16 protein-coding genes are annotated in these 14,820 nt (G+C 63.3%); 12 read left to right on the top strand and 4 right to left on the bottom strand.

Annotation, left to right across the window (positions count from 1 at the left end):
* From CGZ66_RS24480 to otsB, 3 genes are all read left to right on the top strand, one after another.
* Positions 1–1,472, top strand: a 1,472-nt coding sequence (locus tag CGZ66_RS24480) for an amylo-alpha-1,6-glucosidase (protein ID WP_095088889.1), incomplete at its 5' end; no start/stop codon positions are given.
* Positions 1,473–1,618: 146 nt separating this feature from the next.
* Positions 1,619–3,400 (top strand): alpha,alpha-trehalose-phosphate synthase (UDP-forming), encoded by a 1,782-nt coding sequence (locus tag CGZ66_RS24485; protein WP_095088890.1) that lies wholly within the window; start codon positions 1,619–1,621, stop codon positions 3,398–3,400.
* A complete protein-coding gene (otsB, locus tag CGZ66_RS24490; RefSeq protein WP_095088892.1) occupies positions 3,397–4,137 on the top strand; it encodes a trehalose-phosphatase in 741 nt (246 codons plus the stop codon). Before CGZ66_RS24485 ends, otsB begins: the two co-directional genes overlap by 4 nt.
* Positions 4,138–4,193: 56 nt before the next feature.
* Here otsB and CGZ66_RS24495 read toward each other — a convergent pair whose 3' ends face one another.
* Both CGZ66_RS24495 and CGZ66_RS24500 read right to left on the bottom strand, forming a co-directional pair.
* Positions 4,194–4,916, bottom strand: a complete 723-nt coding sequence (locus tag CGZ66_RS24495) for an SDR family oxidoreductase (protein WP_095088893.1) — start codon at positions 4,914–4,916, stop codon at positions 4,194–4,196.
* Positions 4,913–5,758, bottom strand: coding sequence for an SDR family oxidoreductase (locus CGZ66_RS24500; protein WP_095088895.1), 846 nt, complete (start codon positions 5,756–5,758; stop codon positions 4,913–4,915). Before CGZ66_RS24500 ends, CGZ66_RS24495 begins: the two co-directional genes overlap by 4 nt.
* A 103-nt stretch (positions 5,759–5,861) precedes the next feature.
* On the opposite strand from CGZ66_RS24500, the gene CGZ66_RS24505 reads away from it, so the two are divergent.
* Positions 5,862–6,749, top strand: coding sequence for a helix-turn-helix transcriptional regulator (locus CGZ66_RS24505; RefSeq protein ID WP_095088899.1), 888 nt, complete (start codon positions 5,862–5,864; stop codon positions 6,747–6,749).
* A gap of 14 nt (positions 6,750–6,763) precedes the next feature.
* On the opposite strand, the gene CGZ66_RS24510 is transcribed toward CGZ66_RS24505, so the two are convergent.
* Positions 6,764–7,399, bottom strand: coding sequence for a TetR family transcriptional regulator C-terminal domain-containing protein (locus CGZ66_RS24510; RefSeq protein WP_095088913.1), 636 nt, complete (start codon positions 7,397–7,399; stop codon positions 6,764–6,766).
* A gap of 242 nt (positions 7,400–7,641) precedes the next feature.
* Here CGZ66_RS24510 and aptA point away from each other — a divergent pair, with 242 nt between their 5' ends.
* The 6 genes from aptA to CGZ66_RS24540 all read left to right on the top strand — a co-directional run bounded on the left by aptA (position 7,642) and on the right by CGZ66_RS24540 (position 12,989).
* Positions 7,642–8,970, top strand: coding sequence for an omega-aminotransferase AptA (gene aptA, locus CGZ66_RS24515; protein WP_095088901.1), 1,329 nt, complete (start codon positions 7,642–7,644; stop codon positions 8,968–8,970).
* A 70-nt stretch (positions 8,971–9,040) separates the two neighbouring features.
* Positions 9,041–10,291, top strand: coding sequence for a Zn-dependent hydrolase (locus CGZ66_RS24520; protein WP_095088903.1), 1,251 nt, complete (start codon positions 9,041–9,043; stop codon positions 10,289–10,291).
* Entirely contained in the window at positions 10,288–10,737 is a 450-nt protein-coding gene (locus tag CGZ66_RS24525) for a contact-dependent growth inhibition system immunity protein (RefSeq protein WP_095088905.1), read from the top strand. The genes CGZ66_RS24520 and CGZ66_RS24525 overlap by 4 nt, the downstream gene beginning before the upstream one ends.
* A gap of 34 nt (positions 10,738–10,771) precedes the next feature.
* Entirely contained in the window at positions 10,772–12,223 is a 1,452-nt protein-coding gene (hydA, locus tag CGZ66_RS24530; RefSeq protein WP_095088907.1) for a dihydropyrimidinase, read from the top strand.
* Positions 12,220–12,597 (top strand): hypothetical protein, encoded by a 378-nt coding sequence (locus CGZ66_RS24535; protein ID WP_245331194.1) that lies wholly within the window; start codon positions 12,220–12,222, stop codon positions 12,595–12,597. The genes hydA and CGZ66_RS24535 overlap by 4 nt, the downstream gene beginning before the upstream one ends.
* 14 nt (positions 12,598–12,611) lie before the next feature.
* Positions 12,612–12,989: a hypothetical protein gene (locus tag CGZ66_RS24540; protein WP_095088915.1), complete on the top strand. Its 378-nt coding sequence runs from the start codon at positions 12,612–12,614 to the stop codon at positions 12,987–12,989.
* Positions 12,990–13,009: 20 nt separating this feature from the next.
* On the opposite strand, the gene CGZ66_RS24545 is transcribed toward CGZ66_RS24540, so the two are convergent.
* Complete coding sequence (locus CGZ66_RS24545; protein ID WP_167392235.1) at positions 13,010–13,408, bottom strand: cupin domain-containing protein; 399 nt, start codon at positions 13,406–13,408, stop codon at positions 13,010–13,012.
* A gap of 146 nt (positions 13,409–13,554) precedes the next feature.
* Between CGZ66_RS24545 and CGZ66_RS24550 the strand changes: the two genes are divergently transcribed.
* A complete protein-coding gene (locus CGZ66_RS24550) occupies positions 13,555–14,346 on the top strand; it encodes an ABC transporter ATP-binding protein (RefSeq protein ID WP_095088917.1) in 792 nt (263 codons plus the stop codon).
* 13 nt (positions 14,347–14,359) lie between these two features.
* Positions 14,360–14,820: ABC transporter permease (locus CGZ66_RS24555; RefSeq protein WP_425352308.1), on the top strand; the 461-nt coding region annotated here is incomplete at its 3' end.

A 14,820-nucleotide genomic window follows, 5' to 3' on the forward strand; every position in this document is an offset into this window, starting at 1 on the left:
CGCCCGATCGTGACCGTTTCCGCGCCGCCGCCGCGCGGGCCCGCTTTGGCATGCGGGCCAAGCGGCGCCATGGCGCGACGGTGCACAGTTCCGGTCGCGTCTTCAACGACTGGGTCGAGCGCGCCCGCGCCGATGTCGCGCTGCTGACCACCGAGCTTGCGACCGGACCCTATCCTTATGCCGGCATCCCCTGGTTCTCGACGGCGTTCGGCCGTGACGGCGTCATCTCGGCGCTGCAGATGCTCTGGCTAAATCCCGGCCTGGCGCGTGGCGTGCTGGCCTTCCTGGCCCAGCATCAGGCGACGGAGACGTCACCGTTCAGCGATTCGCAGCCGGGCAAGATCATGCACGAGACCCGCAAGGGCGAGATGGCGGCGCTGCGGGAGCTTCCATTCGGCCGCTACTATGGCGGCGTCGATACGACGCCGCTCTATATCCATCTCGCCTGTGCCTATGCAGATCGTACCGGCGACATGGCGTTCATCGACAGCCTGTGGCCGTCGCTGTGCGCGGCGGCCGAATGGACGGAGGAGGCGGGCCGCGAGACCGGATTCGTGACCTACCAGCGGGCTGCCGAGTCCGGCCTCGCCAACCAGGGCTGGAAGGACAGCTTTGATTCCGTCTTTCATGCCGATGGCCGTATCCCCAAGGGTCCGATCGCGCTGGTCGAGGTACAAGGCTATGTCTTTGCCGCCTTCCGGGGGCTAGCGGCGCTTGCCCGTCGCCGTGGCGAGGACGAGAGAGCCGACCACTGGGACAGTCTCGCCGAGGCCATGCGGGCCGCGGTGGAACGCGATTTCTGGCTCGACGACCTCGGCTTCTATGCCCTTGCGATCGACGGTGCCGGCGAGCCCTGCAAGGTGCGGACCTCGAATGCGGGCCATCTCCTCCTTGTCGGGCTTCCCGAACCGGCGCGGGCGCAGATGGTCGCCGATCAGCTGCTTTCCGCCTCCTTCCATTCCGGCTGGGGGCTGAGAACGCTCGCCGACGATGCCGTGTTCTTCAACCCGATGTCGTACCACAATGGCTCGATCTGGCCGCATGACACCGCCATGTGCGGCGCCGGGCTGGCGCGCTATGGCGAGCGCGACAGCGTGGTGCGCCTGATGAGCGGTACGTTCGAATCCGCTGTCCATTTCAACATGCGGTTGCCGGAACTGTTCTGCGGCTTTACCCGCGCGCCGGGCGAAGCACCGATCGCCTATCCCGTCGCATGCCTGCCGCAAGCGTGGTCGGCGGGATCCGCCTTCATGCTGATGCAGGCCTGCCTCGGCCTGGAAATCGATGGCTGGGATGGCGAAATCCGCGTCACCCGTCCGAGGCTGCCGATCGGCATCGACACACTCACGCTGCGACATCTGGGCGTCGGCGAAAGGGTGGTCGATCTCACATTCCAGCGTGTCGGCGACCGGGTCGTCGCCTTCCTGGCCGACCGGCATGAAGGCCTGGTGCCGCTCATCGTCAGAACATAATGCGAGCCAGATTGGCTGGAACCGATCGCTGCCTTGTGCGTTGCACAATACAGGTCCGGGCGCCGACCAGGTTGCCGGCGGACAGTTTCTAATCGGAAACACGAACAAAAAGGCCGCCGAACGGCCTGAGGTGAGTTGGCATTCCAATGACAGATTATGGTGCGGACCTGCTCTGGGTTCTGATCCTCGCGAGCCTCGGTCTCTCCGCTCTTGCCGTTTTCTTCTCCATCTCGCGGCAACGCCGCAGCTACCCTCCAACGGTTGCACATCCAGCCGGCGAGGACGTGGCCGCGGAAGCGGCGCGCAAGGTGATACGGGAGTTCGAAAAGAACGGCCAATCGGCCGATGCTGCCCTGGTGACATGGTCGCCCGAGACATTGCGCAAGATCCTGGCTGACGATCTGCCCGATGCGCAGGTCATCGTGGTCTCCAACCGCGAACCGTACATCCACAACGTCAGGGGCAATGGCGTGGAACTGCTCGTGCCGGCAAGCGGGCTGGTTTCGGCGCTGGAGCCGATCACCCGCGCCTGCGCCGGCACCTGGATAGCCTATGGCGGCGGCACCGCGGACCGTCTCATGGTCGACGAGGACGACCGGGTCCAGGTGCCACCCGGCAATCCGTCCTACACGCTGCGCCGGGTCTGGCTGACGGAGGAAGAGCATCAGGGCTACTATCTCGGCTTTGCCAATGAGGGTCTGTGGCCGCTTTGCCATATCGCCTTCACCCGGCCGATCTTTCGCGCCTCGGACTGGGAGGCCTATGAAGCCGTCAACCGGAAGTTCGCCGATACGGTGGTGGCCGAAGCACGCAACGAGCGGCCGATCGTGCTGGTCCAGGACTACCACTTCGCGCTGCTGCCGCGGATGATCCGCGAGCGTCTGCCAGAGGCGATCGTCATCACCTTCTGGCACATCCCGTGGCCTAACTCGGAAGTCTACAGCATCTGTCCATGGCGTGAGCGCATCCTCGAAGGACTACTCGGCAGCTCGATCATCGGTTTCCACACCCAGTTCCATGCCAACAATTTCACCGAGAGTGTCGATCGCTTCCTGGAAAGCCGCATCGAGCGGGCGGATGCGGCCATCTCCTATGGCGGGCAGACGACGCTGGTGCACGCCTATCCCATCTCGATAGAGTGGCCGGCGGACCTTCTGGCAAGATTGCCTGATGTCGATGACTGCCGCGCCCGCCTGCGCGCCCGGTTCGGATTGAAAGCGGATGTGAAGCTTGGCGTCGGCGTCGAGCGTCTCGACTACACCAAGGGTATTCTGGATCGGTTTCAGGCGCTCGACGAATTGTTCAAGCGATACCCGGAATGGATCGGCAAACTGGTCTTCCTGCAGATAGCAGCCCCTAGCCGGGGCACGCTTCCGGCTTACAAGTTGCTCCACGACGAATGTCACCGCTATGCCGAAGAGCTCAACGAGCGCTATGGCAGCGACGATTACAAACCGGTGATCATGGTGGCCGAACATCACTCGCAAGAGCAGGTCTATGAGATCTATCGCGCCGCCGACATATGCATGGTCACCAGCCTGCATGACGGCATGAACCTGGTCGCAAAGGAATTCGTTGCGGCGCGCGACGACGAACAGGGCGTCTTGATGCTCAGCACATTCGCCGGTGCCTCGCGCGAATTGCTGGAGGCACTGATTGTCAACCCCTACGATGCCGCCATGATGAGCGAGGCTCTGCTGCAGGCGCTGACGATGACGCCGGATGAGCAGCGCGAGCGCATGCGGCCGATGCGGCAGATGGTCCGCGACAACAACGTCTATCGCTGGGCCGGCAGCATGCTTCTGGATGCGGCACGCTTGCGCAAGCGCGGTGACGTCGATCGGGCAACCGGCACTGGCGACCGACAGCCTCCAAGCGCCGACAATGTCGTTTCCATGTTCGAGCGCAAACGGCTGGCAATGTCATGAGCGGGACTCTGCGAAAGCCACAGACTGTGCTGGCCGGCGAATGGGCGCTGTTCCTCGACATCGACGGCACCCTGCTGGAACATGCGGAACACCCGGACGCCGTCTCGGTCAGCGCCGAGCTTCGCTCTTTGCTGCAAGGCTTGGATCACAAGTTAAACGGGGCATTGGCTGTTGTCACGGGCCGCTCGGTTGCGGCAGTGGATCACCTTTTTCAACCTTTGAAGCTGCGCGCGGCCGGGCTTTATGGCCTGGAACACAGGCTCCTGCCGGATGACCAAGTCGAAGTCGCTGGAGAGCCGGCGGATATTGCGGCCCTTGCCGACGAGATTGAGGCCGAGCTCGGTCGTGGGCAAGCCTATATCGAACGCAAGGGCCGGGTGCTGGCCATCCACACGCGCGCCGCCCCGCATTTGCTTCCGCGCGCGACGCAGCTTGTCGAGCAGGCGCTGGCCAGCCTGCCCGAGGGCTACCGGGTGGTTGCCGGCAATGCCGGCGTGGAACTGTTGCCGCTCGAGGCAGCCAAGGGTGCCGCGATCCGGCGGTTCATGGGCATAGCGCCGTTCACAGGCCGCCGCCCGGTCTTCCTGGGCGACGACACGCCGGACGAAAACGGCTTCGAAGCCGTCAACGATGCCGGCGGCATATCGATACGGGTCAAACCACTCGCGCATACCGCCGCACGGTACGGCCTTGACGGCGTTGCCGAAACGCTCGCCTGGCTGAGGGGTCAACTTTAGATCCAGCCGATTTAGATCCAGCCGAGGGGCGCAACCGGGGTTTGGGGCGATGTGGATCAAGCCGCAAATCGCAGGCCGCCGTCGCAGGTCAGCACCTGACCGGTCATGAAGCCGTTGGAGACGAGAAAGGCAATTGCGTCAGCGACGTCGTCGGCGCGGCCGATGCGGCCGACCGGGGTCTTGCCGGCATATTCGGCAAAGAGCGCCTGCCGCTGCTCCTCGGCCAGAAAATCCCACCAGGGCGTGTCGATGACGCCGGGCGCCACGACATTGACGCGCAGCGGCCTCAGCTCCACGGCCAGGATCGGCACGACGGTCAAAAGCATGCCGTTGATGGCGGCGATCCCGGCGACGCCCGGCGTCGCGAGCTGAGCCGATACTGCCGAGATGAAGGTGGCCGATCCGCTCTTGTTCAGCGTCGGCAAGGCGGCCTGCAGGCATGACAGTTGCGGGCGGACTTTCTCGTCAACGCCGCTGCCGATGTCGGTCAGGTCAAGCGTCTGGAAGGGGCCAAGGCCCTTGCCGCCGCTTGCCGCCAGGACCAGGTGGTCGAAGGGGCCGAGGCGTTCGAAGAACTGGCTGACTTCGTCCGGCTTCGAGGCATCGAACGCAGCCTTCTCGACGGCCCCGCCGAGGCTCTTCCACGCGCCGTTGAGCCTATCCTGGTTGCGCCCGGTGATGGTCACCTTCATGCCGGGGCCAATCAGCTGGCGCGCCGTCGCCAGGCCGATGCCGGACGAGCCGCCGATGACGACGGTGTGCAGGATTGTCGTGGTCATGAATGCTGTTCCTTCGATGTTGGGGAGGCGAGGTCGACGAGGTCGAGGCTCAAAGCTCGCAATTGTTGTCTTGCCTTGGCGTCGTAGGCCTGGGCGTCGGCGCGGGATTCCCGCAGGCCGTCGAAATAGAGGCCGCTCAGTCCTTCCAGCGCCGATGAGGTCGCGAGGTTGAGGATGGCGTCGGCACCGGTTTCGACCGAACTCCATGGTGTGACGCCTGCCTGGCGGACCATGGTGGTGTCCATGTAGCTGGCCGGATGCAGCGCGTTGACGGTAACGCCTGTCCCTTTCAGCTCCTGCGCAAGGTCGACGGTGAACAGGATCTGCGCCAGCTTGCTCTGGCAATAGGCGCGCACGCCGTCGTAGCTGCGGGTCAGCATGGCATCGCCGAAGTCGATCGCCTGCTGCCCGGCCGAGGCGACATTGACGATGCGCGCCGGCGCGCTCGCCTTGAGCAATGGCAGAAGTTCCGATGTCAGCAGGAAACCGGCGAGATAGTTGACGGCAAAGCGCAGTTCGTAGCCGTCGGCGCTGACCTGCCTTTTGGCACCTTGGCCGGCTGTTCCGATGCCGGCATTGTTGATGAGGATGTCGAGGCGGTCCGTCCTGGCGCGCACGGCCTCGGCGAGGCGGCGCACCTCGGCCAGCGAGGAGAGGTCGGCGACCAGCAGCTCGGCCTTGCCGCCGGCGGCTTCGATGTCGGCGACCGTCGTCTTACCGCGCGTAGCATCGCGACCATGCACCAGCACACGGGCACCATCAGCGCCGAGCCTTTGCGCCACCACGCGGCCGACGCCGTCGGTCGACCCGGTGACGAGGATTGTCTTGTCTTTAAGTTCCATGTTCGGAGCCTCCGTTCTGTTGCTCTGAACGGAAGATGGGACAGCCAGCGCGCGTCAAACAGTTCAAACTTTATCCTGGTATCAATACTGCTATATTAGCCTCATGGAATCCCAACCTCACTCTGCCGCCACGCACTCCGCCGACGACAGCCGCCGGCGCGAGTTGGGCGCTTTCCTGCGCTCGCGCCGCGAAAGGCTGACGCCAGCGGCCACAGGTATTGCCACCGGCCTCAGGCGGCGCACGCCCGGGCTGCGGCGCGAGGAGGTAGCGATGATCGCCGGCGTCGGCACGACCTGGTACACATGGCTGGAGCAGGGGCGGGACGTCAGGCCCTCGGTCGAGGTGCTGACGGCGCTTGCCGAGGCGCTGCGCCTCGACGCCGCCGAAAAGCAGCATCTGTTCATCCTAGCCGGCCGCCAGCAGCCGGAGCGTCGCGCCGTGGCGCCGGAAAAGGTCGACGGCCCCTTGCTGCACATGCTGCAGAGCCTGGTGCTGCAGCCGGCCTATGTCGTCGGCCGGCGCTGGGACGTGTTGGCCTGGAACCCGGCGGCGGTGGCGGTGTTCGGCGACTATGGTCCGCTGGAGGGTGATGCCCGCAACATCGTCCACATGGTCTTCACCAATCCGCACCACCGGCGGCTGCTGGTCGACTGGGAGCAACTGGCGCGCATGGTGCTGGCCTCGTTCCGGGCCGCAAGCGCCAGATATGTCGGCGATCCGGATTTCGAGCGGCTGATCGAGTTGATGACGCGCTCAAGCCCGGAGTTTCGCGCCTGGTGGCCGCAGCGCGACGTGGCGCACCGATTGTCGGGGGCGAAGCATGTCAGGCATCCAAGCGCTGGCGGCATGACGTTCGAGCATATGAGCTTGTCGGTGGGCGACGGCTCCGACATGAAGCTGATCGTCTACACGCCGCTTGCCGAGCAGAACTCGATCGCAAAGCTGCAGACATTGCTGGATGCGCTGCCGGCCGAACGGCGCAGCGCCTGATTAGCGGCCGAAAGTTAGTTTTTCGGCTTCAGCCCGTCGAGGAACAATTGCTCCAGAAAACGGGCGGCATCCTCGAAACGGCCATCGCCGCCGCGGTCGGGGCCGAGCACGGCTCGGACCTGGACGTCGAAATCGGCATAGTGCTGCGTCGTTGCCCAGATCGAGAAGATCAGATGCCAGGGGTCGGTCCTGGCGATCTTGCCGGCGCGCATCCAGCTCTTGATGACGGCGGCCTTTTCATCGACCAGCGTTTTCAGTTCACCCGCCAGCAGCGGCATGATGCGCGGCGCCCCTTGCAGGATCTCGTTGGCGAACAGCCGGCTCTCGCGCGGAAAATCGCGCGCCATTTCGAGCTTGCGCCTGATGTAGTTGCGCAATTCGGTCATGGGATCGCCGATGTCGTCCAGCTCGCGCAGCGGCGCCAGCCAGGTGTCGAGGAGCCGCTGCATCAGCGTCTCGTGGATGTCCTCCTTGCGGCGGAAATAATATAGCAGGTTCGGCTTCGACATGCCGGCGGCTTCGGCAATCTGGTCGATGGTCGAGCCGCGAAAACCGTTGGTGGAGAAAACCTCGAGCGCCGCCTCCAGGATGAGTTCGCGCTTTTCCTGCTGTATGCGGGTGCGGCGAGGGGCGTCCGTGCTGGTGGTCACCGTTGCCAGCTCCCGCTTTGCCAAACCTCGCGTTCAAGGTCATCTGGACCAATTCTCTGGACCAGTTTTTCCTTGGCCTGTGGAACGCACTTCATGTGCCGCATTTCCGCTAGTAATCCCTTGACCGCCGACAGGGCGGTGCTAACGTTTGTCCAATCGGTCAAAAATTTGCGTAGCACGAAATCGCAACGAAGACCAAGCGTTGGGCGCACCGAAACAAGTTACAAGGGGAAGTCTTGGTCATGTCCAACCGGCTGAAAGTCACGCCGAACGATCTCAGTGCATTCTGGATGCCGTTCACGGCAAACCGGCAGTTCAAGCAGGCACCGCGCATGATGGTGTCCGCCAAGGACATGCATTACACGACCAGCGATGGCCGCAAGGTGCTGGACGGCACCGCAGGCCTGTGGTGCGTCAACGCCGGCCACTGCCGGCCGAAGATCACCGAGGCCATCCAGCATCAGGCCGCCGAGCTCGACTATGCGCCGGCCTTCCAGATGGGCCATCCGATCGTCTTCGAACTGGCCAACCGCCTGGTCGACCTCGCGCCCAAGGGCATGGACCATGTCTTCTTCACCAATTCCGGCTCGGAATCGGTCGAAACGGCGCTCAAGATGGCGATCGCCTATCACCGCGCCAAGGGCGAGGGCTCGCGCACCCGTCTGATCGGCCGCGAGCGCGGCTATCACGGCGTCAATTTCGGCGGCATCTCGGTCGGCGGCATCGTCTCCAATCGCAAGATGTTCGGCACGCTGCTCGGCGGCGTCGACCACATGGCGCACACGCATCTGCCCGAGAAGAACGCCTTCACCAAAGGCGTGCCGGAGCATGGCGCGGAACTGGCCAACGAGCTTGAGCGTATCGTCGCCCTGCATGACGCCTCGACCATCGCCGCCGTCATTGTCGAGCCGGTCGCCGGTTCCACCGGTGTGATCCTGCCGCCCAAGGGCTATCTGCAGAAGCTGCGCGAAATCTGCACCAAGCACGGCATCCTTTTGATCTTCGACGAGGTCATCACCGGCTTCGGCCGTCTCGGCACGCCGTTCGCCGCCGACTATTTCGGCGTCACGCCCGACATCATGACCACCGCCAAGGGCGTCTCCAACGGCGTCATCCCGATGGGCGCGGTGTTCGTGAAGAAGGAAATCCACGACGCCTTCATGACCGGCCCCGAGCACATGATCGAGTTCTTCCACGGCTACACCTATTCGGGCAATCCGATCGCCTGCGCGGCGGCCCTGGGCACGCTCGATACCTACAAGGAAGAGGGCCTGCTCACCCGTGGCGAGGAACTGGCGCCCTATTGGGAAGACGCACTGCATTCGCTGAAGGGCGAGCCGAACGTCATCGATATCAGAAACATCGGCCTGATCGGCGCGATCGAGCTGGCGCCTATCGCTGGCCAGCCGACCAAGCGGGCCTTCTCGGCCTTCGTCAAGGCGTTCGAGCGCGGCGCGCTGATCCGCACCACCGGCGACATCATCGCGCTGTCGCCGCCGCTGATCATCACCAAGGGCCAGATCAACGAATTGATCGACCACGTGCGGGATGTTCTGCGCTCGATAGACTAATCTGCCTATACCTGGACGGGTGGCGACGGGAACCGCCGCCCGCCCAGGACATGAAATGAGAGGACTTGGCATGGCCGCACCCGGCGAGAATCTGCGAATCAATTCAGACCGCTTGTGGGATTCGATAATGGAGATGGCGAAGATCGGCCCCGGCATTGCCGGAGGCAACAATCGCCAGACCGTGACCGACGAGGACGGCGAGGGCCGGCATCTGTTCAAGCGCTGGTGCGATGCGGCCGGGCTCGAAATGGGCGTCGACGAGATGGGCACGATGTTTGCCCGCCGCGAAGGCGCCGATCCCAGCCTTCCGCCGGTCTATGTCGGCAGCCATCTCGATACGCAGCCGACCGGCGGCAAGTATGACGGCGTGCTCGGCGTGCTGGGCGGGCTTGAGGTAGTGCGGTCGCTCAACGATCTCGGCATCAAGACCAAACATCCGATCGTCGTCACCAACTGGACGAATGAGGAAGGCGCGCGCTTTGCCCCGGCAATGATGGCATCCGGAGTGTTTGCCGGTGTGCTCGACCAGGCCGATGTCTATGAGCATACAGATAAACAGGGCAAGAAATTCGGCGATGAGCTTGAACGCATCGGCTGGAAGGGCACCGAGAAGGTCGGCGATCGCAAGATCTATGCTTTCTTCGAACTGCATATCGAGCAGGGACCGATCCTCGAGGACGAGGGCATCGACATCGGTGTCGTCACCCACGGGCAAGGGCTGAAGTGGCTGCAGGTGACGCTGACCGGCAAGGAGGCGCATACCGGCTCGACGCCGATGCCGAAGCGCCGCAATGCCGGGCTCGGCATGGCGCGTGTGATCGAACTGGTGCACGAGATCGCCATGGACTACCAGCCCGACGCCGTCGGCGCAGTCGGCCATATGGAGGTGTTTCCCAACTCGCGCAACATCATCGCCGGCCGCACCGTCTTCACCATCGACATCCGCTCGCCCGAAAAGGAAGTGCTGGATGCGATGGACGGCCGCATCCGCGAAGGCATCGAAACGATCTGCGAGGCGCTCGACATCCAGTACAAGATCGAGCAGGTCGGCGCTTTCGACCCGGTCACTTTCGATGCCGGCTGCGTCAAGGCGATCCGCGATGCCGCCGAACGCCTCGGCTATACGCACCGCAACATCGTCTCCGGCGCCGGCCACGATGCCTGCTGGATCAATCGCGTTGCGCCGACCGCGATGGTGATGTGCCCTTGCGTCGACGGGCTCAGCCACAACGAGGCCGAGGACATTTCCAAGGAATGGGCGTCGGCCGGTGCCGACGTGCTGTTTCATGCCGTGGTGGAGACGGCGGAGATCGTCGGGTGAAGCCTCGGCGCAACCTGGACGAGGATCGAACGCTCAATGTGCTGTTGGGCTGGAAGGCGGATCAGCCGCCGTATCCAACATCTCTTGTTGAACGGGCCAGCATCGCCCTAGCGACGCCTTTGCGGGACCTTACCCGGGAGCAGGTAAGGCTCCTGGTCAGCCAAGGATTCGGACTGGAATTTGTGGTTCCGAAAGCGATATCCATCCTGGTTGAAAACCCGCTGATCGGAGTGACGTTCTACGACGGCGATCTGCTTATGAGCTGCCTCAAGATCTCACAGGAGTTCTGGATGGAAAACCAAGGTCTGTGGATGGAGCTTGACGGGATTTTGCGGTCGCTTGATCAAACCATGTCAGACATCGGCAAGCACCGACCACAATTCGAGTCCGCCTGGGAGGTTTGGAACAGTCAAGACGCAAGCAGGACGAGTTCGAAGAACGTCTAGGCCTGCTAGCGTGAACATACTGGGGAACAAGAAAATGACCAAAGTCATCAAGAACGGCACCATCGTCACTGCCGACCGCACGTGGAAGGCCGATGTGCTGATCAAGCACGGCAAGATCGTCGCCATCGGTTCGGACCTGCATGGTGACCACGAATTCGATGCCACCGGCTGCTATGTCATGCCGGGCGGCATCGATCCGCATACCCATCTCGAAATGCCGTTCATGGGCACTTATTCGGCCGATGATTTCGAATCCGGCACACGCGCGGCGCTCGCCGGCGGCACCACGATGGTGGTCGATTTCTGCCTGCCGGCCCCGCAGCAGTCGCTGCTGGAAGCCTTGCAGATGTGGGACAACAAAACCTCGAAAGCATCCTGCGACTATTCCTTCCACATGGCGATCACCTGGTGGGGCAAGCAGGTGTTCGACGAGATGGCCACCGTCGTCGACAAGGGCATCACGTCGTTCAAGCATTTCATGGCCTACAAGGGCGCGCTGATGGTCGACGACGACGAGATGTATGCGTCGTTCCAGCGTTGCGCCGACCTTGGCGCGCTGCCGCTGGTGCATGCCGAGAATGGCGATGTGGTTGCAGCCCTGTCGCAGAAGCTTTTGGCGGCCGGCAACAATGGCCCCGAGGGTCACGCCTATTCGCGGCCTCCGGAAGTGGAAGGCGAGGCGACCAACCGCGCCATCATGATCGCCGACATGGCAGGTGTGCCGCTCTATGTCGTGCATGTCTCCTGCGAGCAGAGCCACGAGGCGATCCGCCGGGCCCGGCAGAAGGGCATGCGTGTGTTCGGCGAGCCGCTGATCCAGCACCTGACGCTCGACGAGAGCGAGTATTTCAACAAGGACTGGGACCATGCGGCGCGCCGCGTCATGAGCCCGCCTTTCCGCAACAAATTGCACCAGGATTCGCTGTGGGCCGGCCTGCAGGCGGGTTCGTTGCAGGTGGTGGCGACCGACCATTGCGCCTTCACAACCAAGCAGAAACGCAACGGCGTCGGCGATTTCACCAAAATCCCGAACGGCACCGGCGGGCTAGAGGATCGCATGCCGGTGCTGTGGACCACCGGCGTCAACACCGGCCGGCTGACGATGAACGAGTTCGTCGCCGTGACCTCGACCAACATCGCCAAGATCCTCAACATGTACCCGAAGAAGGGCGCCATCGTCGAAGGGGCGGATGCCGACCTCGTCGTCTGGGATCCGAAACGCAAGAAGAAGATCTCGTCGAAGAAGCAGCAATCTGTCATCGACTACAATGTCTTCGAAGGGTTCGAGGTGACCGGCCTGCCGCGCTTCGTGTTCTCGCGCGGCGAATTGTCGATCCAGGAGGCCGAGGTCAAGGCCAAGCCGGGGCACGGCGAGTTCGTGGCCCGCGAGCCGAACGCGGCGGTCAACCGGGCGCTGTCGACGTGGAAGGAAATTTCCGCGCCGCGCAAGGTCGAACGCACCGGCATCCCGGCGACCGGGGTTTGAGCTTGGAGCGCTCGGCCGCGCTCATTTCGTTGGTCCTGGCGGCAGTTGTCGCTGGCCCGGCAGCAGCGAGCGGCGTGCTGGCCGGCTCCTGGGGCAATGATGTCGGCTGCGCCGGCGTCAAGGCCGGCTATCAAGACAGCGATGCCTATGTCGTGCTGACCGCCGAAGGCATCGAGACTTATGGCAGTGGCTGCCGGTTCGCGCAGCAATTGACGTCGGTGCTGGGCGCCCAATCACTGACTTCGACCTGTTCCGCCGAGGGTGAGGCGGGGACGACGATCGAAACAATCGTGGTCACCAACAAGGGGGAGGATGGTTTCTTCGTCTCCATTCCGGGCCTTGAAGAAATGGGGCCGCTGCAATCATGTTCGTGACTTGGGGCGTTGGCATGCGCGGTTTTGGTCTGTCCCTTGCGACGGCGCTCGTGCTGGCTGCGGGTCAGGCTCCGGCAAAGGGGATCGATCTGTCCAAGCCCTACGGCAACAAGTCCGGCTGCATCAACAAGGACGGCCAGGAAGTCTATGCCGAGGACATGCTGCTGCTGACGGACACGGATCTGGTCACCGTGGCAAGCGCCTGCACCTTGACAGACAAGCAGGCGAAATCGGACGGTTCTCTGGTCATCAAGGCGCAATGCGAGGCCGAAGGTGAGGATGGGCAGTCGCCGGCAGAGTTCACCGTCAAGCAAAGCCCCAGGAGCGCCAAGAAGCTGGTGATCACCGATGCGGACGGCAATGTCATGGGGGAAGTCTCCCGGTGCCGATGACGATCAAGTTCCCATCGGCTTCAAGCGACCAGAGCATCCAGTTCCGGCAGCAGGACGACGCTTTCCTGTTCGTTGGGATCGGTGCGGGCAATGACGGCCGAAGACGGGGCGCCGCTGAGATTGGCCGGCAGATGCGGCACGCCGGCCGGAATGTAGAAGAGGTCGCCGGCCTTGACGACGATATGATGCTCCAGCCGGTCGCCATACCAGGTATGGACTTCGCCGGAGAGCACGTAGATCGCCGTTTCATGGTTCTCGTGCATGTGCGCCTTGGCGCGGGCGCCGGGCGGCATCGTCAGTATGTGCATGCAGATGCCGGAGGAACCGACGGTTTCAGTGGAGATGCCGGCGAAATAGGTCAATCCCTGCTTGCCTTCATAAGTGGTTTCAGGGCGGATAAGATGACAAGTGGGCGACATCGGGGACACTCCGGGCGTCGATTGAGTGGGACAAAATTAGTGGGACTGCGGTCAATGGGACAGGGGCGAGTGGAAAACAACATCGCGATAAAAGCAATTGGATTCCGGTCGGCGCCGCGGTGGCGGGAACAGGCAGGCAGCAAGCGATGACGGGGATTTCGCCAGCCGTTGTCGCGGCAAGCCAACTCGGACTGACGTTCCAGACCAATGACGGGCCGGTGCAGGCGCTGTCCAATGTCGACCTGACCATCGGCAAGGGTGAGTTCGTCTCCTTCATCGGGCCGTCGGGCTGCGGCAAGACCACCTTGCTGCGCGTCATCGCCGATCTGGAGAAGCCAACCTCGGGGACGATTTCGGTCAACGGCATGACGCCCGAACAGGCGCGTGAGAAACGCGCCTATGGCTATGTCTTCCAGGCCGCGGCGCTGTTTCCGTGGCGCACCATCGAGCGCAATGTGGGGCTGCCGCTGGAGATCATGGGCTTGTCCAACGCGAAGCAGGCGGAGCGCATCAATCGCACGCTCGACCTCGTCAACCTCTCAGGTTTCGAGAAGAAATATCCCTGGCAGCTTTCTGGCGGCATGCAGCAGCGCGCGTCAATCGCCCGGGCCCTGGCCTTCGACGCCGACCTTCTGTTGATGGACGAGCCATTCGGCGCGCTGGACGAGATCGTGCGCGACCACCTCAACAAGCAATTGCTGGAACTGTGGGGACGCACCAACAAGACCATCTGCTTCGTCACCCACTCCATTCCCGAAGCCGTTTATCTGTCGACACGCATCGTCGTCATGTCGCCACGCCCGGGCCGCGTTACTGATGTCATCGAATCGACGCTGCCGAAGGAGCGGCCGCTCCACATCCGCGAGACGCCGGAATTCCTGGCGATCGCCGCGCGCGTCCGCGATGGTCTGCGGGCAGGGCACAGCTATGAAGATTGAGGCGGTGCGCTAGATGGACAGCTTCCGCGACAAGCTCGTTCCGGTGACCTCGATCCTCGCTGGCGTGGTCGTGCTCTGGTACGTTTTCGCCGTTATCCTCAACACGCCGTTCCAGCGCGATCTCGACCGGCGCGCCGGTGAAACCCCCGCCTTGAGCGAATTCATCGGCAAGACACTGTCGCAGCCGAAGCCGACGCTGCCGGCGCCACATCAGGTGGCGGTCAATTTCTTCGAGAACACCTTCCTGCGGCCCGTCACGTCGAGCCGCAGCCTCGTCTACAATGCCTGGGTGACACTGTCGTCGACGCTGCTTGGCTTTGCTTTCGGCACGGGGCTCGGCATTGTCATCGCCGTCGGCATCGTGCATTTGGCGACGTTAGACCGCAGCCTGATGCCGTGGATCATCGCCTCGCAGACCATTCCCATCCTGGCGGTGGCGCCGATGATCATCGTCGTGCTGGCGGCGGTCGGCAT

This window comes from Mesorhizobium sophorae (genome assembly GCF_002270415.1).
GTDB classification, from domain to species: Bacteria; Pseudomonadota; Alphaproteobacteria; order Rhizobiales; family Rhizobiaceae; genus Mesorhizobium; species Mesorhizobium sophorae.